Annotated in this window: 17 protein-coding genes and 3 pseudogenes; 15 read left to right on the forward strand and 5 right to left on the reverse strand. The window is 60.8% G+C overall.

Going from position 1 to position 21,154, the window contains the following annotated elements; all coding sequences use genetic code 11:
• Positions 1 to 19 precede the first annotated feature (19 nt).
• Positions 20 to 1,297 (reverse strand): sodium:proton antiporter NhaD, encoded by a 1,278-nt coding sequence (gene nhaD / locus YUA_RS0119060; RefSeq protein WP_027532139.1) that lies wholly within the window; start codon positions 1,295 to 1,297, stop codon positions 20 to 22.
• Between the two features lie 70 nt (positions 1,298 to 1,367).
• Positions 1,368 to 2,264, reverse strand: a pseudogene (locus YUA_RS0119065) (NAD(P)-dependent oxidoreductase); the annotation flags it as partial.
• Between the two features lie 166 nt (positions 2,265 to 2,430).
• Between YUA_RS0119065 and YUA_RS0119070 the strand changes: the two are divergent.
• From YUA_RS0119070 to YUA_RS50050, 5 genes are all read left to right on the forward strand, one after another.
• The gene (locus YUA_RS0119070; protein ID WP_027532141.1) at positions 2,431 to 2,868 is read left to right on the forward strand and encodes a VOC family protein; all 438 of its coding nucleotides are present in this window, start codon (positions 2,431 to 2,433) and stop codon (positions 2,866 to 2,868) included.
• Between the two features lie 56 nt (positions 2,869 to 2,924).
• A complete protein-coding gene (locus tag YUA_RS0119075; RefSeq protein WP_027532142.1) occupies positions 2,925 to 4,061 on the forward strand; it encodes an Mrp/NBP35 family ATP-binding protein in 1,137 nt (378 codons plus the stop codon).
• Between the two features lie 193 nt (positions 4,062 to 4,254).
• Positions 4,255 to 5,346, forward strand: a complete 1,092-nt coding sequence (locus YUA_RS0119080) for a TRAP transporter substrate-binding protein (RefSeq protein ID WP_027532143.1) — start codon at positions 4,255 to 4,257, stop codon at positions 5,344 to 5,346.
• Positions 5,347 to 5,825: 479 nt separating this feature from the next.
• Complete coding sequence (locus YUA_RS44425) at positions 5,826 to 6,212, forward strand: hypothetical protein (RefSeq protein WP_051383268.1); 387 nt, start codon at positions 5,826 to 5,828, stop codon at positions 6,210 to 6,212.
• The gene (locus YUA_RS50050) at positions 6,193 to 6,507 is read left to right on the forward strand and encodes a hypothetical protein (protein ID WP_156947172.1); all 315 of its coding nucleotides are present in this window, start codon (positions 6,193 to 6,195) and stop codon (positions 6,505 to 6,507) included. The genes YUA_RS44425 and YUA_RS50050 overlap by 20 nt, the downstream gene beginning before the upstream one ends.
• A gap of 462 nt (positions 6,508 to 6,969) precedes the next feature.
• Here the strand turns inward: YUA_RS50050 and YUA_RS0119100 are convergent, their stop codons facing one another.
• Together YUA_RS0119100 and YUA_RS0119105 are read right to left on the reverse strand one after the other, a co-directional pair.
• Positions 6,970 to 7,665, reverse strand: a complete 696-nt coding sequence (locus tag YUA_RS0119100; protein WP_027532145.1) for a helix-turn-helix domain-containing protein — start codon at positions 7,663 to 7,665, stop codon at positions 6,970 to 6,972.
• Between the two features lie 83 nt (positions 7,666 to 7,748).
• A complete protein-coding gene (locus YUA_RS0119105) occupies positions 7,749 to 8,060 on the reverse strand; it encodes a hypothetical protein (protein ID WP_035971275.1) in 312 nt (103 codons plus the stop codon).
• 560 nt (positions 8,061 to 8,620) lie between these two features.
• Here YUA_RS0119105 and YUA_RS0119110 point away from each other — a divergent pair.
• The 8 genes and pseudogenes from YUA_RS0119110 (at position 8,621) to YUA_RS0119145 (ending at position 17,374) form a co-directional block, all read left to right on the forward strand.
• A complete protein-coding gene (locus YUA_RS0119110; protein ID WP_035971276.1) occupies positions 8,621 to 9,049 on the forward strand; it encodes a PaaI family thioesterase in 429 nt (142 codons plus the stop codon).
• Between the two features lie 278 nt (positions 9,050 to 9,327).
• A complete protein-coding gene (locus YUA_RS0119115; protein WP_198029456.1) occupies positions 9,328 to 10,044 on the forward strand; it encodes a GNAT family N-acetyltransferase in 717 nt (238 codons plus the stop codon).
• Positions 10,045 to 10,252: 208 nt separating this feature from the next.
• Positions 10,253 to 10,708, forward strand: coding sequence for a MaoC family dehydratase (locus tag YUA_RS0119120; protein WP_027532149.1), 456 nt, complete (start codon positions 10,253 to 10,255; stop codon positions 10,706 to 10,708).
• Between the two features lie 402 nt (positions 10,709 to 11,110).
• Positions 11,111 to 11,395 (forward strand): annotated as a pseudogene (locus tag YUA_RS51745) (EamA family transporter); the annotation flags it as partial.
• Between the two features lie 220 nt (positions 11,396 to 11,615).
• Entirely contained in the window at positions 11,616 to 11,909 is a 294-nt protein-coding gene (locus YUA_RS51750; protein WP_245285200.1) for a DMT family transporter, read from the forward strand.
• A gap of 309 nt (positions 11,910 to 12,218) precedes the next feature.
• Positions 12,219 to 12,980, forward strand: a pseudogene (locus YUA_RS48400) (IS5 family transposase).
• A gap of 538 nt (positions 12,981 to 13,518) precedes the next feature.
• Positions 13,519 to 13,959 carry a nuclear transport factor 2 family protein gene (locus YUA_RS0119140; protein WP_027532151.1) on the forward strand — a complete coding sequence of 147 codons (441 nt, stop codon included), beginning with the start codon at positions 13,519 to 13,521 and terminating at the stop codon, positions 13,957 to 13,959.
• A gap of 43 nt (positions 13,960 to 14,002) precedes the next feature.
• The gene (locus YUA_RS0119145; RefSeq protein ID WP_027532152.1) at positions 14,003 to 17,374 is read left to right on the forward strand and encodes an adenylate/guanylate cyclase domain-containing protein; all 3,372 of its coding nucleotides are present in this window, start codon (positions 14,003 to 14,005) and stop codon (positions 17,372 to 17,374) included.
• Positions 17,375 to 17,860: 486 nt separating this feature from the next.
• Here YUA_RS0119145 and YUA_RS0119150 read toward each other — a convergent pair whose 3' ends face one another.
• Positions 17,861 to 18,295 (reverse strand): VOC family protein, encoded by a 435-nt coding sequence (locus YUA_RS0119150; RefSeq protein ID WP_051383271.1) that lies wholly within the window; start codon positions 18,293 to 18,295, stop codon positions 17,861 to 17,863.
• A gap of 517 nt (positions 18,296 to 18,812) precedes the next feature.
• On the opposite strand from YUA_RS0119150, the gene YUA_RS0119160 reads away from it, so the two are divergent.
• Both YUA_RS0119160 and YUA_RS0119165 read left to right on the forward strand, forming a co-directional pair.
• On the forward strand, positions 18,813 to 19,622 hold the full coding sequence (locus YUA_RS0119160; RefSeq protein WP_027532154.1) for an ABC transporter substrate-binding protein: 810 nt from the start codon (positions 18,813 to 18,815) through the stop codon (positions 19,620 to 19,622).
• 365 nt (positions 19,623 to 19,987) lie between these two features.
• Entirely contained in the window at positions 19,988 to 21,076 is a 1,089-nt protein-coding gene (locus YUA_RS0119165; protein ID WP_027532155.1) for a TRAP transporter substrate-binding protein, read from the forward strand.
• Positions 21,077 to 21,154 lie beyond the last annotated feature (78 nt).

Here is a 21,154-nt window from a genome sequence, read left to right on the forward strand (position 1 = left end):
TGAATCCGGCAGCCGCCGCTCAATGCAGCCAAGCGTGCTGCGCGACATAGACCACGGCGCCGGCCAGATAGCCCGCAAGCGCGGGCACGGCGATGCGGCGGGCGTACCAGAGGAACTCGATCCGCTCGAGCCCCATGGCGGCAACGCCTGCGGCGGATCCAATGATCAGGATCGATCCGCCGGTGCCGGCGCAATAGGCGATGAACTCCCAGAGGAAGCTGTCCGGCGGATAGTGGCCGAGGTCGTACATGCCCATCGTCGCGGCGACCAGCGGCACATTGTCGATCACCGCGCTGAGCAGGCCGAGCACGACGACGATGACGTCCTGGCGGCCGATCGTGGCGTCCAGCCATTTCGCCAGCATGGACAGCAGGCCCGCATGTTCGAGGCTGGCGACCGCGAGCAAAATGCCGACGAAGAACACGATCGAGCCCATGTCGATCCGCGTCAGGGCGTGAGCAAGCGAGAGCGGCTGACGGACATGCTCATCCTTGTCGCGGTGAACGATCTCGCCAACCAGCCACACGATGCCGAGCCCGAACAGGACGCCCATGAACGGCGGAAGATGCGTGGCCGTCTTGAACGCGGGCACCGCAATCAGAACGCCGAGCCCGAGATAGAACATCACGTTGCGCTCGAACGGATCGACGCTCTTGAATCCGTCGTCCTTCGGCGGCGCCGCGACGGTCTTGCCTTTCAACGAAAAGCTGAGGAAGGCAAGCGGCACCAGCAGATTGAGCAGGGAGGGCAGGAACACCGCGGCCATGATTTTCAGGGGCGTGATCTGTCCGCCGATCCACAGCATGGTCGTGGTGACGTCGCCGATCACGGTCCAAGCGCCGCCCGCGTTGGCAGCGATGACGATGAGGGACGCAAACAGCAGGCGATCCTCGCGCCGGGCGATCAGGCGCTGAATCAGCGAGACCATGACGATGGTCGTCGTCAGATTATCGAGGATCGCGCTCAAAAAGAACGTTACAAAGCCGATCAGCCATATCAGGCGGACTTGGCTCGTCGTACCGATCCGGGATGTGATGACCTCGAAGCCGTCATGGGCGTCGATCACTTCGACGATGGTCATCGCGCCGATCAGGAAGAACACGATCTGGGCGGTGGAGGCGACGGATTCGTCGAGCTGACGGCCAACCAGCGTGTGGTCGCCCGTCAAAATCGCGTAGACCGTCCAGAGCAGCCCCGCGGCTAGCAGCGCGGAGGCGCTCTTGTTGACCCCGATCGGATGTTCGAGCGCGATCGCCGCATAGGCGAGAGCGAAAATTGCGGCGAGCGCGATCAGCAAGGCAGGATCACTTGATTAGGAGTTCACTTTATCAGAAGTTCACTTGGTCAGAAGTTCACTTGGTCAGAAGTTAACGATTGAGACGCGCGAGCAGGCTCGACGTATCCCAGCGCTTGCCGCCCATCTTCTCGACCTCGGCGTAGAACTGGTCGACCAGCGCCGTCACCGGCAGATTGGCGCCGTTGCGGCGGGCCTCAGTCAGCGAGATCGAGAGGTCCTTGCGCATCCATTCGACCGCGAAGCCGAAATCATACTTGTCCTCGTTCATGGTCTTGTAGCGGTTCTCCATCTGCCAGGATTGCGCCGCGCCCTTGGAGATGGTCTCGATCACGGCGGCAACGTCGAGGCCCGACTTCTTGGCGAAGTGGATACCCTCGGAGAGGCCCTGCACGAGGCCGGCGATGCAGATCTGGTTGACCATCTTGGTCAGCTGGCCGGAGCCGGCGGGCCCGAGCAGTTTGCACATCCGCGCATAGGCGCCCGTGATAATCGGCTCGGCGCCGGCATAGGCGTCCTGCGTGCCGCCGCACATCACCGTCAGCACGCCGTTCTCAGCCCCGGCCTGGCCGCCGGAGACGGGCGCGTCGATGAACTTGAAGCCGGCCTTGGTCGCGGCCGCGTCGAGCTCGCGCGCGACTTCGGCGGAGGCGGTGGTGTGGTCGACGAAGGTCGCGCCCTTCTTCATGCCGGCAAACGCGCCGTCGGCGCCGATCGTGACCGCGCGCAGGTCATTGTCGTTGCCGACGCAGCACATCACGAAATCCTGGCCTTCGGCCGCGGCCTTCGGGGTTGCCGCGGTCTTGCCGCCGAACTTGTCCGCCCACTCCTTCGCCTTCGCAGCGGTGCGGTTGTAGACGGTGACCTCATGGCCCCCTTTTTTCACGAGGTGTCCGGCCATGGGGAAGCCCATCACGCCGAGACCGAGGAAAGCGACTTTAGCCATGTGTGTGTCCGTAGCTTGAGTTTTACGGTTGCAGCCGGGCGAGGGGCGCCAGCCGGGGTCCTGAGGTTCCGCCTGAGGGCGGAACCGGGCGCACCATAAACCCTTGCGGCCGGAGGGCAACGGCTTCGTTTGGCGGCCCCCTGTGCTAGGATGGTGGACCTCAAGGACTTCGAAACAAGGGAGCAAAGGCATGGGTGGCGTGAGCGTTGGCGTCCTCGATCATTTCAACATCCGGACCCGGAATCTGGCCGAGACGGTCCGCTTCTACGAGGACGTGCTGGGCCTGGAAAAAGGCGCTCGGCCGAATTTCGCCTTCCCGGGGGCATGGATGTACAGCGAGGGCAAGCCGGTGGTGCACCTCGTCGATATTTCTCCGACCTCGGAGCCGCAAAAGCCGGATTCCGGCGTGGTCCACCACGTCGCCTTCGTCAGCCGCGGCTTTGATGGCATGAAGCAGCGGCTGACGTCCAAGGGCATCGCATTCGACTCCCGCCAGGTGCCCGGCGGCGACCTCTGGCAGATCTTCGTCCACGACCCCAACGGGGTCATGATCGAGCTCAATTACGAGGCGGCCCTGGAGCAGGGGGCCGCGCCTGTCGAGATGGCTGACGATATCGGCAAGCAGTAGCCTTTTGGCCGTTTCCGCTCTAATGGGTCTCGCATCCGGACTTCAGGAGATGCGCTTTGAGCGTGACGCAGCAACAGGTTCTCGACAGCCTCGCCAGGATCAAGTCGCCCCGCGGGGTCGCGCTCACCAATGCCAACGTGCTGAGCCCGATCAGCGCGTCCGACGGCAAGGTGTTCTTCTCGATCAATGTCGATGCCGCCGAGGCGCGGGCCTGGGAATCCGTCCGTGCCGAAGCCGAGGCCGCCGTACGCGGCATTCCCGGCGTCACCACCGTGTTGGTGGCGCTGACAGCCGAGCGCAAGGCGGGCGCCGCACCGCCGCCGCCACCGCAGCCGAGTCGTGGGACACCCGGCGTGCAGCCGGTCCACGCCCACAAGCCGCCGCAGGGGGGGCAATCGCCGATGGCGCGGCAGTCCGAAATTCCGGGCGTCGCCGCCGTGATCGCGGTGGCCTCGGGCAAAGGCGGCGTCGGCAAATCGACCACCGCACTGAACCTGGCATTGGGCCTGCGCGACCTCGGCCTCAAGGTCGGGCTGCTCGATGCCGACATCTACGGCCCCTCGGTGCCACGGCTGACCGGCCTGCATGAGAAGCCGGAGCTGGACGGCGAGCGCAAGATGATTCCGCTCCGGCGTTTCGGCCTCGCCATCATGTCGATCGGCTTCCTGGTGGAGGAAGAGACCGCGATGATCTGGCGCGGGCCGATGGTGATGTCGGCGGTGACGCAGATGCTGCGCGATGTCGCCTGGGGCACGCTCGACGTGCTCGTCGTCGACATGCCGCCGGGCACGGGCGACGCCCAGCTCACGCTGGCGCAGAACGTGCCGCTGAAGGGCGCCGTCATCGTCTCGACCCCGCAGGACCTGTCCCTGATCGACGCACGGCGCGGGCTTGCGATGTTCAAGAAGGTCAACGTGCCCGTGCTCGGCATCGTCGAGAATATGAGCTACTTCCAGTGCCCGCATTGCGGCACGAAATCCGACATCTTCGGCCATGGCGGGGCGCGACACGAGGCCGAGAAGCTCGGAGTACCGTTCCTGGGCGAAATCCCGCTGCACATGGCGATTCGCGCCACCTCGGACGCCGGCAATCCCGTCGTGGACAGCGAGCCGGACGGACCCCATGCGGCGATCTATCGCGCCATCGCGGGACAGGTCCGGGACCAGCTCAAGGGCGTCATCGCAGCCGCTTGAGCCGATTGTCTGGGGACATGCGACTTTGGTCGCCCCCCGTCATGCCATTGTCGCGTTCCGCGGCAAGGGCTTCCGTGTTAAACGCCACGGCGGCGAAGCCCCTTCGGTTTGACGCGGCAAGACACGTGTCGCCGGAATGAGCGGCAGCAAAGAGGAAGTTCGGGGAAACACCCCAGCAAGGAGAGACCTGAAGATGAAGCGTCGTGATTTCCTGAAAGTGTCGGCAGCAGGTGCGGCGGCAACCGCCGCGGTGGCCTCGCCGGCGATTGCGCAGTCCTCGCCCGAGGTCAAGTGGCGCATGACGTCGAGCTTCCCGAAGTCGCTCGATACCATCTATGGCGGCGGCGAGCAGGTGGCGAAGTACGTCGCCGAGATGACCGACAACAAGTTCCAGATCCAGGTGTTCGCCGCCGGCGAACTCGTCCCCGGCCTGCAGGCGCTCGACGCGACCTCGAACGGCACGGTCGAGATGTGCCACACCGTCTCCTACTACTATGTCGGCAAGGACCCGACCTGGGCGATCTACGCCTCGGTGCCGTTCGGCCTCAACGCGCGCCAGCAGAACTCCTGGTGGTACCAGGGCGGCGGCGAGCAGCTCGGCAATGACTTCTTCAAGAAGTCGAACGTGATCGGCTTCCCCTGCGGCAACACCGGCACCCAGATGGGCGGCTGGTTCCGCAAGGAGATCAAGACCGTTGCGGATCTGTCGGGTCTGAAGATGCGCATCGGCGGCATCGCCGGCCAGGTGCTTCAGAAGGTCGGCGTGGTGCCGCAGCAGCTCGCAGGCGGCGACATCTATCCGGCGCTGGAAAAGGGCACCATCGACGCGGCCGAGTGGGTCGGCCCGTACGATGACGAGAAGCTCGGCTTCGCCAAGGTCGCGAAGTACTACTACTATCCGGGCTTCTGGGAAGGCGGTCCGACCGTCCACGCCTTCACCAACCTCGACAAGTGGAATTCGCTGCCGAAGAACTACCAGGCGATCCTCACCAACGCGATGGCTAACGCCAACACCTGGATGGCCGCGCGCTACGACATGCAGAACCCGGGCGCGCTGAAGCGTCTGGTTGCCGGCGGCACCCAGCTCCGTCCCTTCACCAACGAAGTGCTCGAGGCCTGCCTCAAGGCGACCAACGAGCTGTGGAGCGAGATCTCGGCCAAGAACGCCGACTTCAAGAAGTCGATCGACGCCATGCAGGCCTACCGGTCCGACCAATATCTGTGGTGGCAGGTCGCCGAATACACCTACGACAGCTTCATGATCCGCTCGCGCACCCGCGGCTGATCTTTCGAGCAAGTCGTAAGACCAAATGGCCCGGCCTCGTTCGCGAGGCCGGTTTTTTTTCTTTGGCAGCGTATCGGGGACCAACCAAAAAACAGCAAAACAACCCCATGCACAGTAGAGGCGGGGTGGCAGAGGTGCACCTCTTACTGATGGTATTCCGGATGCTCACCGTCAGGCTAATCGTCGCGTTGGCGCCGACTGCGTGGCGATTGCCCCTTCCTCCGATTTATCCCAACGCGTCAAACTGCTGGCCGTCTCCATCGGTCAACGTGCCCCACAACATCATTGCGAGCGCAGCGAAGCAATCCAGAGTCCCTCCGCGGAAAGATTCTGGATTGCTTCGCTGCGCTCGCAATGACGCGCGGATGGAGTTGGCAGCCGAGCTGCGAAGCCGTTTGACACGTCGGGCAAAACAGTGGCAGAAAGCGATCATCGCATAATCCGAATTATCCATCGCGGCGGCGATCCCTGGAGGAACCATGGGCTTTGATCCCGATGAGGTTCAAAGCGCGCTGCGCCGGGCATGGTCGTTGTCGACGGCCAGCCAATGGGCGGCGGACAATCGCGCGGCGGGGCAATGCAACGTCACGTCGCTGCTCGTTCATGAACTTTTCGGGGGCGAGTTGTTGAAGACGCCGCTGCCGGCCGGCGATCATTTCTACAATCGGATCGGAGGCCGCAGGTATGACTTCACGGCGAGCCAGTTCGATGAGCCGATTGCTTACGTGGACTTGCCGACAAGTCGGGCCGATGCGGAGCAGGGGGCAACAAGCGACCAGCTGGCTGAGCTCAGAGCCGCTTTTGAGGGGGTAATTGGCCATGAGTATCCATGCGACGATTCAGGAAATGGTCAATCTGATCGGTGAGCACGGGTTCTACGTGTATCTCGTTCTGATGGCTGTCTATGTCGCTTTCATTACCAGTATTCGGAGAGCTCCTCTGAACGACATCCGAAACAGCGGAAGCGGTTGGCAGGAAACTAATCGCATTGTTCATGCGATCCTGATCGAGCGTTATTCTAGGGTGTGTACTCATAAAATCGAGGCTCGCGAGCGCGGCTTGGCTCATGTCCGCTACCCGGCGCTTTGCGGACTCAAACCGGACATCCCAAAAGGTCCGAAAAGGGCCGATGTTGTTGCAAAAGTCTTTTTGGGACGTTGAACAGAAATTCTTAGAACCGCTGATGCGCTTTGCGCGCGACGACGTGAGGGACCATATCGACTGATCCAAGATCGATCTCGGATCCCCGTAATGGCACTGAAAGCCGATGCAGCAGCGGAGAGGCCTCGATATCAACTTTCGCGAGATTTTTACGGCAGTTCGATTTTCCACTTTTGCAACAACATCGGCCAATTCCGGACGAGGCTGACGCAAGACGGATCATGCAGATTGCTTTAGGCGATCACTCGGTGGAATTTGAGACCAAGCATTGGAACTTAGATAAGGTGTGCTGGTCTTGCCCGATTGGGTTCTCTCAGTTCCTCATGCGGAAAGGAGAGAGTCCAACGCGCGTGTGATAAATGAGCGAGTTAGACCAATATCTGGCGGTGGCGCTCAGTCGGGGCGTTGGACATTCGCCACTCCTCGACTGGCTCATCGGCACCGTTCTTGACCTGCCCTCGCTCAAAATGCTGCCGCTCGTCGAGGCTGAGACCTGGCGTCGACCGGCAATACATCCGCGAAAAGATACCGATCGAACCATGTCGGAAACGCGCGGGCCAGATCGCGCTTTCCAGAAAGCTCGAGCCCCAGCCGTTTCGCTTCGATGAAGCTGACGTCCCCCCGCCACCACGCAACTAGAACTGGTAGCTTTGCGCGCACGAGCAATGGCTCGGGGAACCCGGGGTTCACCAGACAAAAAGATATTTCGGATGCTTTGAGCAGCAGAAAGCGGGGCTTCATAGCGTCGATCTCGAACCGAACGACGATCGGTCGAGCGGGGAGCGCATCGCTCCGCACGCGCCGCTGCATATCGACGAACAGCGGCTCCGCGTCGAGATTTTCCTTCTCGGACTGACGCGGCAGGAAGCGCTGACCCCATGTGCCCAAGGCCATGACGACGGAGCTGATCTCCTTCCCGGACGCCGTGAGTTCATATTCCGGCCCCGAGTTTCCATCGTGGCGCTCGACTGCGCCGATAGCGATCAGTTCCTGGAGCCTCTCCGACAACATGGTTTTGGAGATGCGAGGAATGCCTCGGCGAATGTCGTTGAAGCGTCGGCTCCCGCAGAGAAGTTCCCGCACCACAAGTAGCGTCCAGCGTCCACCCAAGACTTCATGGGCGCGCGCGATCGAGCAAAACTGTCCATACCCGGCCATCCCGGCAGACTACCAGGTATGGCCGAGTTGCACAGGTCCGGAATCCGTACCCCCGCGCCTGTTGGATTGTGTCGGGACGAGTATTAAGTCTCGTCGGTGACGACAACGATCGTCGGCGCGCCGCCGGAACTGATCGACGCGGCGTGTTCCAGGGCTTCCTTGCCGCCCTTGGACGTTGCACAGCTTTTCAGTGCATCGATCGTCGGAAAGCTTACATCGGACATCCAATGGTAGGGCGGTGGCGCAAACGCCGGCCCGACCACGCGCTTGGTGACGATACCTGTCGCGCCGATGAGTCTCGGGCCGGCGTAGGAAAGATGCTCGTCATGATAGGCGCGCTCAAACGCCACGGCGTCTTTGGGGATAGGATAGATAATGAGGAGATGAGCTGACATGGTGTGTTCCTTCCTAACCATGAGTGAAGTTGCCAGAGCAGTATGGATTGGCCGGCGTTGTCTGTGGGGTATGGAATTCTGACCTTGCTCGTTGAACGCCGCCCGGGTGTGGCGTCGCCACGCGAGACCGAGCCGCTCGGTCGTCTCGGAAGCCGCTATCGCGACGAACAGGTGTGATCGCGGCAAACGATGCGGCGACGCCTGTCGCCCGAGTCCACCTCATTCCGCTCCGTCGCTTCGTGCGGGAGAACAGGATGCTACGACGCGTCTTCCGCGTTGCTGCGGCCAGCGTTGGAATGCCTATCGCTTCGGCTTCCTCACGTACACGCGGAGGCTTTCCTTGACGATCAATGATTTCGACCGGAGCGTCTCGGCCGGTGACATGTTCTTCGCCCCACTGCGTTAGCGCCAGAAACCTCGGCGAAGCGGTCCGGATTACGCACCCAACGCGCCAGCATTTCGGAGCGATAATATCCTCGAACGGCCTACATAGGAATCGAGGACATTTTTCGGTGCACGGCTCTCGTTGCTTGCCGCGCGTCATTCAGGAGAGCAGATCAATGGATATCAAGATCCCCGAAACACTGGACGCCTGGAACGCAGCCGGCGACGATTATCTCCCCGGTCTCCTTGAGATGCGCTTTCGTAAAGTAGAGGCTGATGAAGTTGTCGCGACGCTTGAGGTAAGCAGCGCCCACGCCACCTGGCATGGCTATCTGCACGCCGGCACCGTGACGTCACTCGCTGACACCTGCTGTGGTTACGGGACTCTGCGCGGCCTTCCGGCCGGCGCCAGTGGTTTCACCACCGTGGAGCTCAAGAGCAACCTAATCGGAACGGCACGCGAGGGCATCGTGGTCTGTACGGCGCGTCCGATACATAAAGGACGTACCACGCAAGTGTGGGACGCCGAAGTGCGCCGCGAGGCCGATGGCGTTGCAATCGCTTACTTTCGCAACACGCAATTGGTCCTGTGGCCGAAAGCGTGATTGGCAGTCGTCGGCTACGCCGTAACCCGGCTCCGTCCGGAGTGGTGTCCGTCTATCGGCTCCGCCGTCGGTCGCAGAGGGAGCAATTTTTCTTGGGCTTCCATTTCGACTGAGCTGCCGGTGTGGCGCACCCGGCACGATTCGAACGTGCGGCCTCCACCTTCGGAGGGGATGCCGAGCATGGCAAGAGATCGACGCGTTGCTGACCGTGACTCGCGATTTAGGCCACCCCGCAGTGACCTTACGCCTATCGATAAGCTGGACCTACGCAGATGGTAATGGATCACACCGGCGTTACCCGACACATGTTCGATGCGAACGATGCTGAGGCGCTCGCCAAGCCAGAAGAACGGTTCACCGACAGCAAAGGACACTTGCTCGCCCACAGCACGCCCACGTGTCTCATTTTTGGGGCGCCGAGCGATGGAGGTATGGCTTACCAAATCCAGCGTTATCCTACCGAATTGATCGACGTGCTACGTTTGACTGCTGGCGAACGTGTCGTTATCCGGCCTGTCTTGCCGCAGGATCGGGAACTCCTGAACGCGTTCTTCCATGGTCTCTCCGCTGACGCGCGGTGCAGTCGGTTCATGCATCCTGTCAGTGAACTGTCTTCCGAACTATTGCGGCAATTCACGCAGGTTGACTATGCCAATCATGTCGCGCTCGTTGCCGAAGTCTTCGTCGATGGCTGCGAAGTCGTGATTGGTGAAGCGCGCTATGCGCGGGCGGCCGACGTCTCATCAGCAGAATTTGCAGTATCGGTAGCCGACTCCTGGCAGGGTAACGGCCTCGCAAAACTGCTCTTGGGCAGACTTGAACGCTTCGCGTCAGAGGCCGGCGTTCGTCAGATCACGGCTGAGACATTTGCTAGTAATAAGAAAATGCTGGGGGTGGCAGCAAAAGCTGGCTTCAAGATTTCTGCGAGTCTCGGCGCGCCGGGCGTAATGCGGCTTGTAAAGAGACTGGCTCCGCTGCAGCAGAGACCGAAATGACGCCCAATACCCCTTTTACGACGTTGAACAAATGCAAGCGCCCCAGGCTGCGAAGTGTGATCGCCCTGTGCCTCGGCATGGCCGGATTGGTCCTCCTTATGGGGGCGAATTTTGGAGGCGGGGTCGGCGGGCAGCGATACGCGACAATACCGTCAAGCGAGGTCGATGGCCGGGACCAATCGGCCACGCCCCACAGTGATTTGAGGGACTGGCGATGATCGAGTGGTTCGAGGATTTGTCTTTGGGAATGCGCTTCAAAAGTGGAACTGTCCAAGTCTCCGAGCACGATATCAAGCAGTTCGCGGCCAAGTTCGATCCGCAGCCGTTTCATCTAGACGATGACGCTGCGCAAAAAACGATTTTCAAAGGCCTCGCAGCATCGGGATGGCACACCGCTGCCATAGCAATGAGCCTTGCGGTTCAAACTCGTCCGTTTGGTCCTCATCCCCTCATTGGTCTCGGAGTTGACGGTCTTCGCTGGATGATGCCGGTGAGACCCGGCGATATCCTGTTCGTCGAAGGCGAAGTTGTTGACCTCACGCCTTCCAAGTCCAAGCCTCAAGGCACCGTTTTGATCAAGTGGATTGCTTACAATCAGAACGGCGACGCGGTTTACACTTTCACTCCGATTGGTTTTGTGCCGTGTCGGCCGAAAGCGATCTAGACGCGCGGTGAGGCGATCGAGGCGCCCAAGGGTCCGCGGGATGACGGGAACACCGTAGCCCTTGTGGGCGTCACCTATCGCCTTGTCGGATTCGACGCGGCGGAGACCGGCCGCCTGACGCAAGGGCCAGCGAGGCTGCGCCCGGCGGCTACCCTTCGGCTGCGGTCGATCATTACCGGCGGGCGGCTCAATCTTTCCGCGTCCTATGGGCCGACCGGCCGAGGGAAGCCCAATATGGCCGGCTGTGCGGCGGCCGCACTGACTATGTTCCGAACTGCAGCAGAGACCGAAATGACGCCCAATACCCCGTTGAACAAATGCAATCGCGCTATTCGCTCGCACGCTTGGGGCCTGCTGCTTGTGGTCGCGACCGCCGTTGGTTGGGGCCTCGGCTGGCCCATGATGAAGCTCGCCATGCACGATTGGCCGCCGCTGTTCGCCCGCGGTTGCGCCGGGCTGGCTGCCGCGCTCGGCCTTGCCATCATCGCGGTGGTGCGGGGACAGAACCTCTTACCCTCGCGCAGCCTGGCGCCGCGGCTCGCCCTCGGGGCAGCGACTAATGTGTTCGCCCCTATGGGCTTCACAGCCCTGGCGCTGCTGTGGCTTACGGTGGCACAAGCTGCGCTGCTGACTTACTCCATGCCGATCTGGGCGACGTTGCTCGCCTGGCCGATCCTTGGGGAGCGCCCCAGGCTGCGAAGTGTGATCGCCCTGTGCCTCGGGCTGGCCGGATTGGTCCTCCTTATGGGGGCGAATTTTGGAGGCGGGATCGAAACCTTTCCGGGCGTGGCGCTCGCCCTTGCCGCGGCCATCCTGTTCGCCCTGGCGCGCGGTCACCTCCCGGGCGCCTATTCCACTGCCGCCGATGGTCTCAACCGCGTGGCAGATCGGCCTCGGTTCGGCGGCAATGATCGTCGTTGGCTTGACCCTCAACGGGTCGGAGATCAGGCCGCTGAGCTTCGCTGGAGCAGGCGGGCTCGCCTACCAGGCGGTGTGTTCCATGGCTCTCTGTTATCTCTCGTGGTTCGCTGCCCTTGAGCGTGTTCCCGCAGCGACGGCATCGACCGGGCTTCTACTGGTCCCGGTTGTCGGCGCGCTGTCTGCCACTGCGATTCTCGGTGAAGCGCTAGGTTTCCGGGAAATCTGCGCATTCGTGCTGACACTTGGAGGGGTGGCACTGGAGTTGCGGGGACGCAGATGATGGACCGCGCCGCAGGCATGTCGGCTTCGGTCAGCGCCTTGGCTTTCCGAATCGCCGAGCCCGGCTGCTTAAGCGCGCAGCGACGTAAACCCACAGACGCAACAGCCGCAACTTTTTTGATTCATTTTGAATTGCTTGTCGCTCCAATTCGCGGCAGGCGGTGATCGTCGAAGTCAGCTTGGGGTCATTCGTGTCGCTTTTGACATATCTGCTGCATGTCCGCTTTTCCGGTCCATTTCGGACCTGAAATCGACCTTGCGGAGAACGGGATAGGCGTGATTCAAGATTTCCGAACCGGAGCCTCGAATCATGAGATATGAACTCACGGATTTTGAATGGACTGCCATCAGCCCGTTCCTTCCGAACAAGTCGCGCGGCGTGCCGAGGGTCAACGACTGACGGGTCCTCAACGGCATCTTCTGGATATTGCGGTCAGGCGCACCATCGCGCGATCTGCCGGAGGGCTTTGGGCCCTACACGACCTGCTACAACCGGTTCGTTCGTTGGCGAATGGCTGGCATCTGGGACTTGATCATGGAGGCTTTCGCCGAAGCCCATGATAGCTCCGTCCAGATGATCGACACTTCAATTGTCCGCGTCCACCAGCATGGCGGTTGCGCGGGAGGTGGCGAAACAAGGCTGATGGGCCGGTCGAGAGGCGGGTTAACGACCAAAATACATGCCTGCGTCGATACTAACGGATTGCCCGTTCGCCTCGAACTGACGACCGGTGAGGCCCATGACAATCGGCTCGTCACCGAGCTGCTATCTGATATGAAATCAGGGGCTATGTTGCTCGCTGATCGTGGATACGATGCAGATTGGATCAGAGAATTTGCCGGTCAGCGCGGTGCATGGGCCAATATTCCACCGAAATCTAACCGCAAAGATCCCATCTGCTTTAGCCCCTATCTCTACCGTGCACGCAATCTGGTCGAGCGGTTCTTCAACCGGATCAAGCAATGTCGGCGGGTCGCCACGCGATATGACAAACTCGCGGCCAACTACCTTGCGTTCATCAAGCTCGCAGCCATTCGGATTTGGCTACGAGCTTATGAGTCCACGCCCTAATCGGCGTGTGCCAGCCCTGATCGTGCTTTATGCCATGCCGATCCTCACCTTATTCCTAGCACTTCTGCCTTTTCTGGCTTCCTCCGCAAGTAAGGACTAACCCCGCCTGTGACCCTCGCCGGAGCCGTCTATACACGACGGCTTTTGGCTCATTGTCGACCTGAGAGGGCTATCCGCCTGAGGTCAGCTTGTGACCCAACTGCGACATCGAACCTGATAAATGCCGGTAACATTTCCCACTCGCCGCCCCACGCGACGTGCCAATAGCGGCGGGCGCTTTTTAAATCCCTCGGCAATGCAGAAACTCTCCTGAGTTTCTGAGATGGGAGTCGTTGTCGGATATCTGTGTGGGGACAAATCGCTATCGGTGCTTGTCGATCCGAACGAAACCCCAGATGGAAAGGTCGCGCCCGCGACCTTGCAGAGCGTCGATCCGATGCCCAGTTGAGCCCGCGCTGTTGAGCCCGCGCTTTACGGTGCACCACCGTGGTGGTAAACTTCACACCCTTACAAAAGCAAATCTAAAAGGGAGGATTTCATGCGCTCGATTCTTGCAGCGGCATTCGCTCTTTGTTTGCTCACAGTCGCGCCAGTAAGGTCCCTCGCCGGTGACCCCCAGCACGATGTCTCGGCGGCTTACGCAACATTTGATGCGACGTACAACAAGGGCGACGCGAAGGCCGTTGTCGCCTTATATTTGCCGAACGCGAAGGTGCTGCCGCCAACCCACGAGGTGGCGTCGGGTCCGGCGGCGATCGAGAAGTTTTTCGCCGGGTTCTACGCCAACGGCGTAACGGACCACAAACTTGAGGTGATCGACGCGGGTGGCGATGACAAGGTCGTCTATGGCACGGCAAACTGGAGCGCCAAAGGCAAGGACAAGGATGGCAAGCCTGCAAGCTTCTCTGGCATCGCCACCCACGTGTTCGAGCGTCAGGCGGACGGTTCGCTGAAGCTGAGGTTGCATACCTTCAACTGAGCTGGCCGTGTGTGCCGCCTGACGCCTCGCGAGGAGACTTCGCGTGGATATCGCGGAATGGCTTCGTGGCCTTGGGCTGGAGCGCTACATACAGGCCTTCCAGGATGCCGAAGTCACGCCCGAGATCCTGTCAGAGCTGACCGACGGCGACCTGCGGGAACTTGGCTTGCCACTCGGCCCGCGTAAGACGGTGCTGAAAGCGATTTACGCACACGGTTCATCGCATGCTCCCGACCCTGTTGAGGCTCGCGCGTCGGCTATAGAGCGGAAGGTAGCACTCCCGTCGGATGCTGACCGTCGGCAACTCACCGTCATGTTTGTCGATCTGGTGGGCTCGACCGCGCTCGCCTCGGGGCGCGACCCTGAGGAGCTGCGAGACCTCATGCAGACCTACCAGAACACCGTGGCAGGCGAGATCACCCGGTTCGAAGGCCACATAGCCAAGTTCCTGGGCGATGGCGTGCTCGCGTACTTCGGCTGGCCGCGGGCCCATGAAGACGAGGCGGAGCGTGCCGTTCGCGCCGGCATGCGGGTGACTAAGGCGGTCGCGGCCCTTGCCGAGCCCGCTGGTGCAGTGCTTGCCGCTCGCGTCGGCATCGCAACCGGCCTGGTGGTCGTCGGCGAACTGATCGGAGAAGGCGAGGCCCGCGAGCGTGCGGTCATCGGTGAGACTCCGAACCTGGCCGCGCGATTGCAAGGGCTCGCCGAGCCAGGCAGCGTTGTGATCGCCGAGTCAACGCGCCATCTAATTGGCGAAGCCTTCATGTACCATGATCTCGGCACAGTGCCTCTAAAAGGTTTCCCTGGCCCAGTGCAAGCCTGGCTGGTGATCGGTGAGAGCGCGGCGGAGAGTCGATTCGACGCACAGCACGGGGTGTCGACGACTGCGCTGGTCGGGCGCGACCAGGAACTCGCACTTCTCTTGGATCGCTGGGAGCGGGCGAAAGAGCGAGAGGGACAGATCGTCCTGCTTGGCGGCGAACCAGGCATCGGCAAATCCCGCCTCCTGCGGGCCCTGCGCGACCAGCTCGCGGGTGTTCCGCACACACCCCTGAGCCATTTCTGTTCGCCATTCCATACCAACAGCGCCCTATACCCTGTCATTGGGCTCCTTGAACGAGCAGCGGGAATTCGGCGGGAGGACCTTCCCGAAGAGCAGCTCGATAAGCTCGAGGCGATGCTCGCTCTTGCGACAGACGACGCGTATGAGAGCGCACGCGTTCTCGCGGACCTGTTGGCAATCCCGACAGGCGACCGATACCCGCCACTGAAGTTCGGTCCACACCAGAAGAAGGAGCGAACGTTTCAGGCTCTTTTGGAGCAGGTACGAGGCCTGGCGGCAAGACAGCCTCTGCTTGCCATTTACGAGGATGTCCACTGGGCCGACCCCACCATGCTCGAACTCCTCGACCGGGCTGTTGATGAAGTGCAGCGCCTCCCGGTCCTCATGATTATTACCTTCCGACCGGAATTCGTTCCGCGCTGGACGGGACATGGACACGTGACAGCACTCTTTTTGAGCCGGCTGGGACGCAGGCAAGGCGCGGCCGTGGTCAACCGGATAACCGGCGGCAGATTGCTTCCACAGGAGGTGCTTGAGCAGATTTTGGCCAAGACGGATGGCGTGCCGTTGTTTGTCGAGGAACTGACTAAGACCGTCCTCGAATCCGGGCTCCTTAGGGAGCGGGGCAACTGCTATGAACTGATAGGTCCGTTACCGCCGCTGGCGATCCCGACAACGCTCAAGGACTCGCTGATGGCTCGTCTGGACCGGTTGGCACCGGTGAAGGAAGTCGCCCAGATCGCAGCCTGCATTGGCCGAGAGTTCGGACGCGACCTTCTGAAAGCAGTAGCTCCGCTCGATGAGGATGCCCTCCAGCTTGCTCTCAATGAACTACTGGAGGCGGAGCTCATATTCCGGCATGGAATTCCGCCGGATATTGGCTACAGCTTCAAACATGCGCTGGTACAGGACATCGCGCACGAGAGCCTCTTGAGGAGCAAGCGGCAGCAGATCCATGCTCGTATTGCCGCTGCTCTCGAAGAGCTTTATCCTGTCCGTGCGGAGGCAGAGCCGGAGACGATTGCTTCGCATCTCACCGAGGCTGGGCTGGCGGACAGGGCCGTCGGCTATTGGCTGCGGGCCGGCCGGAACGCCGCGGGGCGTTCCGCCAATCTCGAAGCGATCACTCATCTCACAAGCGGGTTAGAGGCGCTCAAGTCCTGTCGAGAGGGGCCGGAGCGGGATCGCCAGGAACTCGCGCTGCAGACGGCAATCGGGGGTCCGCTGATCGCCATTCACGGATACACGGCTCCGCAGCTCGGCACTGCGTTCGATAGGGCTCACGCGCTCTGCAAAGAACTTGACGACGCGGACGCCTTGTTCGCCACGATCAGCGGCAAGTTCATTTTCCATTTTGTAAGAGGCGACTACGGCGCCATGCAGAGCCTGGCGGCCGAGGCGCGTAGCGCCGCCGAGCGCACCGGGGACACGGCACTGGAGTTGGCGGCGCATCGCTTGGCAGCTCTCACGGCCATGCACGCCGGTGACTTTCTTAAGGCCCGCTCCGAGTTCGAGACGATTCTGAGTCGCTATGAGCCGAAGGCGCATCGGCCGCCGCCTGTGCATTATGTCCATGACCCGAAGGCTTCTGCGTTACCCTACTTGGCGATTGTGCTTTGGATCCTTGGCTACCCCGAGCAGGCGCAGAGGGCGAGCCGCACGGCGTTTGAGTACGCTGTGGAGTTGAACCAGACGAACCTTACCGCCCACATGGAGGTCTATGGCGGGGCGGCGCCTGCGGAGCTGATGGGTGATGTGGCGGCTGCGCATGCGCACGCGGACGCTATCATCGACCTCGCTGATCAACACAGCTTGAACTACTGGCGGTTGAGCGGACTCATCCTGCGGGGCTGGGCGATGGCACGGGAAGGTAACGTGGAGAGTGGCTTGACGCTCATGCGCCAAAGTCTGAACGAGCGGAACCGGCTCGGAGCCAGTTGGTACGAGGTTCGGTACTTGTGCATGCTGGCGGCGACGTACCTGCAACTGGGTGACGGCGACAAGGGTCTCGTTGCTCTCGCTGAAGCAAAGGACCTCGCTGCACGCAATAATGAGCACATGTGGGAGGCAGAACTTGCATGCCTCGGTGGCGAATTGCAGCGCATTCGTGGTGCTTCACCGGATGAGGTCGAGGCGTATTTGCAAACCGCGCTCCACGTTGCACAGGGCCAGAGCGCCAAGTCATTCGAGTTGCGTGCGGCCATGAGTCTGGCTCGGCTTTGGCGCGACCAGGGTAGGGTAGTCGAGGCGCGAGGTCTCCTTGGCTCCATTTACGGGTGGTTCACGGAAGGATACGAGACACCTGACTTCCGTGCCGCTAAGGCACTCATGGCGGAACTAACTGCGCCTTAATACTTCTTTGGCTTTGCGCAGTTCCGCGCCATCTGCTGTACCGAATTGGCGCTATGGTCCGCTAGAGCATGGCCGCAGTGACCGCGGTATATCTCAGGCGCAGATATCCCCTTTCCCCCTTTAAACGCTCGCGCCGCACGTGTGCAACTCTTTGCGGCTTTCGGGATGCCCCACCGGTTAATGTCGGTTATTGGGCCCGAAGCGGCCTGCAATGGATGGGCAGAGCATGTCCGCTCTGCCCATCCATTCAGACGTCCACCTGTACTGCTATTGCGAGTGCGTCATCGACTTCTATTGGCCCGGAGCCGTATGTGAGGGCAGCGCAGAGCACGTCTGCTCTGCCCCCAATTGGAGACGTACTTGCGTCCAATTCGAGCGATGACAGGGCCGATTTTGACCCCAAGTCGACATCACCTGTGACCTCAAGGCATGCGCCCCCACGAGATCGCATGATCGCGCAGCACGTGAGGGACGTCGTCGAACCGATCACCTTCTGCCTAGATCTTCTGCGAAACGGAGCAAGTAACCATCTGGATCCTGCACCAAAAATTGCCTGTTGCCCCGCTCTTCGCCCGCAATCTCGTACCAGGCATCGTGACACTCTCTGAAAAGTGGCCAATTCGCTTTCCTCAAGGCTTCAACGAGGGGAGCGACCGAGTTAACGAACATCTGGAAGTTAATCCCGCGTCCTAATGGACGCTCAAGTTTCCCAGTCTCCCAATTGCCATTTCGTTGTTTTAACATGAGCTGAGAGCCTTGCAGCTCTATGTGCATGAAGCGGCTTGCAGGTCGCTGATATGCGATCTGAAAGCCCAGTATCCTGCACCAGAACGCCTCGCTCTGCTGCAAATCAAACACGTCCAACTCGGGGACCAGCCGAGCGAAGCCGCCGGTAGGCAATCTGCTCTTCGATGTTTCCATTACCCGCGAGCCTCCCCGGTGCAGCGCTAGTCACTCGCGTTCTTAGCATTCGCGAGCCGCGTTGACGATCGCTTCTCGCCGTATGAGAGCCGCCGCGGACGTCCGCCCTTGGCCCGTGGCTGAACTCAGCCCAGAGCGCGGGGATGTCGGCTTCATAGAGGTGACCCGACCAAGGTCATTCTGGCTCAAGGTCATTCTGGCTATGGAGGGTAGCCTTTGACAAGGTGACCTTGGAGGCGCAGACGCCGCGCCCCATCGTCCCACCCCGCTAAGACACCCTCTGTACAAAGCCACCTCTTGCGACAAAGATTGCTCAGCTTGCGTGACCTTTCCGTCGTCTTCGGGGAGCAGATATGCTGCGACGCAACTTCATTCAAATTTTGGGCACTACAGTTTTGTCCTGGCCTAGTCTGGCAACGGGCCAGACAACGAAGAAAGTTTGGCGGATCGCATATCTGTATCCGGGCTCTCTCGCGAACCCGGCTGATCATGCGGTTTTCGATGTTTTCGCGCGGAGATGAAGCGTCTTGGCTATATCGAAGGTCAGAACCTTATCATAGACGACCGGAGCGCCGAGGGAAGGCTTGAACGTTTGCCCGCGTTCTTGACCGAGTTGATTGGTCTACATCCCGACGTCATCGTTGCCATTACGACTCCGGCCATTGTTGCAGCCCAACGCGCAACGGCGACCATCCCGATCATCATGGCCCCAGCGACGGATCCCATTGGATCGGGTTTCATCAAGAGCTTCTCCCATCCGGGCGGCAATATTACCGGCATGGCCAACATGATGGGCGATTCCGTCGGCAAGGCCGTCGAACTCCTCCACGCGATCGTCCCATCGGTTAAGCGCATTGCCGTATTGACGTCCAACAATCCAACGCATCCTGAACAGTACCAATTGGCCAAAATTGCCGCAAATACTCTAGGCGTATCGGCGATTCAGGTAGCGGCTCCGACGCCCGACGATCTTGAGGCCGCTTTTGAGACAATGAAGCGGGAAAGCTGCGATGCCCTCTTTGTGCTCGGAGATGTGACGCGACCAACCATTCCCGGCTTGGCTGCGAAGTCAAAACTGCCGGCAGTCTATCAATCGAGCCCATTCATGCCTCTGGGCGCGCTGGCGAGTTATCATCCCAAGATCGAGGCGATCTACATAAAGGTCGCGCAGTACGTCGACCGCATTTTCAAAGGGGCCAACCCGGCCGATTACCCAGTCGAACAGCCGGTAATTTTCGAGCTTGGTGTAAATCTGAAAACGGCCGCGGCGCTTGGCGTTACAATTCCGGACAGTGTCTTAGCGCGGGCCGATCGAATCATTGAGTAGACGCGGACCATTTCCGCTTCTGGCCCGAAGCCGACGTCGATGGCGAACTCGGCCAAGTCAGCTTCTGGCCCCTTACCAGACATCGAGCCTTGTTCGGCTTAAACCCGTTGTATCTACCAAATTCGACACACGCCGCCTCTATCGTCCGCCAAGCGGATCGCGACCTCGCATTCCCGGCCTTGTCAGCTTCGCGATCTGCCCGCGGCTGATCTTTCGAAAAAGCAGCGAGGAGCCTGGCCCCGGCACGCCGGGCTTTTTCTTTGCCGCAGTGCGATCACGATGGCATTCGCCGGGTCCTTGCGCCATGCTGCGCTCCAAGCCTCGACAAGAAGGCCCTCAATCACCATCCATCAGGGCAGGAAACCATGAAGAGAAGAGACTTCATCAAGGTCACAGGACTTGGTGCGGCGGGTGCCGCGACGCTCGCGGCTCCCGCGATCGCGCAGTCGATGCCGGAGATCAAATGGCGCATGCCGACGAGCTGGCCGAAATCGCTCGACACGCTCTATGGCGGCGCCGAGATGATGGCCAAGGCCGTCGCCGAGGCGACCGACAATAAATTCCAGATCCAGACATTTGCCGGCGGCGAAATCGTCCCCGGACTGCAAGTGCTCGACGCCGTGCAGAACGGCACCTGCGAAATCGGTCACACCGCTTCGTACTATTACTTCGGCAAGGATCCGACCTTCACCTTCGGCTCGTCGGTGCCGTTCGGGCCCAACATGCGCATCAACCAGGCCTGGTACATGCTGGGCGGGGGCCGGGAGGTCCTCAACGAGTTCTACAAGAGCTACAACGTCACCTCGCTGCTCGCCGGCAATACCGGCTGTCAGATGGGCGGCTGGTTCCGCAAGGAGATCAAAACGGTCAATGACCTCAAGGGACTGAAGTTCCGCATCGGCGGCTTCGCCGGGCGTGTGCTTCAGAAGCTCGGTGCGGTCCCGCAGCAGATCGCCGGCGGCGACATTTATCCAGCGTTGGAGAAGGGCACCATCGACGCCGCCGAGTGGGTCGGTCCCTATGACGACGAGAAGCTCGGCTTCTACAAGGTTGCGCCGCACTACTACTATCCGGGATGGTGGGAAGGCGGCCCCATGTTGATTACGTTTGTCAATCTCGATAAGTGGAACGCCCTACCGAAATACTATCAGAGCGCGCTCGAGCAGGCCGGCCACCTAGCCAACAACTGGATGATGGCGAAATATGATCAGGCCAATCCGCAGGCGCTGCGCCGGCTGCTCGCAGGCGGTACAAAGCTGCACGCCTTCCCGCACGAGGTCATGGAGGCCTCCTTCAAGGCCGCCAAGGAGCTGCACAGCGAGATTGCCACCACCAATCCGAGCTTCAAGAAGGTCTATGAATCGCTGACCAACTTCTCGAACAACGATTATTCGTGGTTCCAGGTTGCCGAGCTCAGCTACGACAGCTTCATGGCGCGTCACGCGCAGAGCTGAGCTGCATCGGCGTCGCGAAAGCCTCGGAGCGAAGGCTCCGGGGCTATTCGTTCGCACCGCTGCCCTTATGCAGGAAAG

This window comes from Bradyrhizobium sp. WSM3983, from assembly GCF_000473045.1.
GTDB lineage: Bacteria > Pseudomonadota > Alphaproteobacteria > Rhizobiales > Xanthobacteraceae > Bradyrhizobium.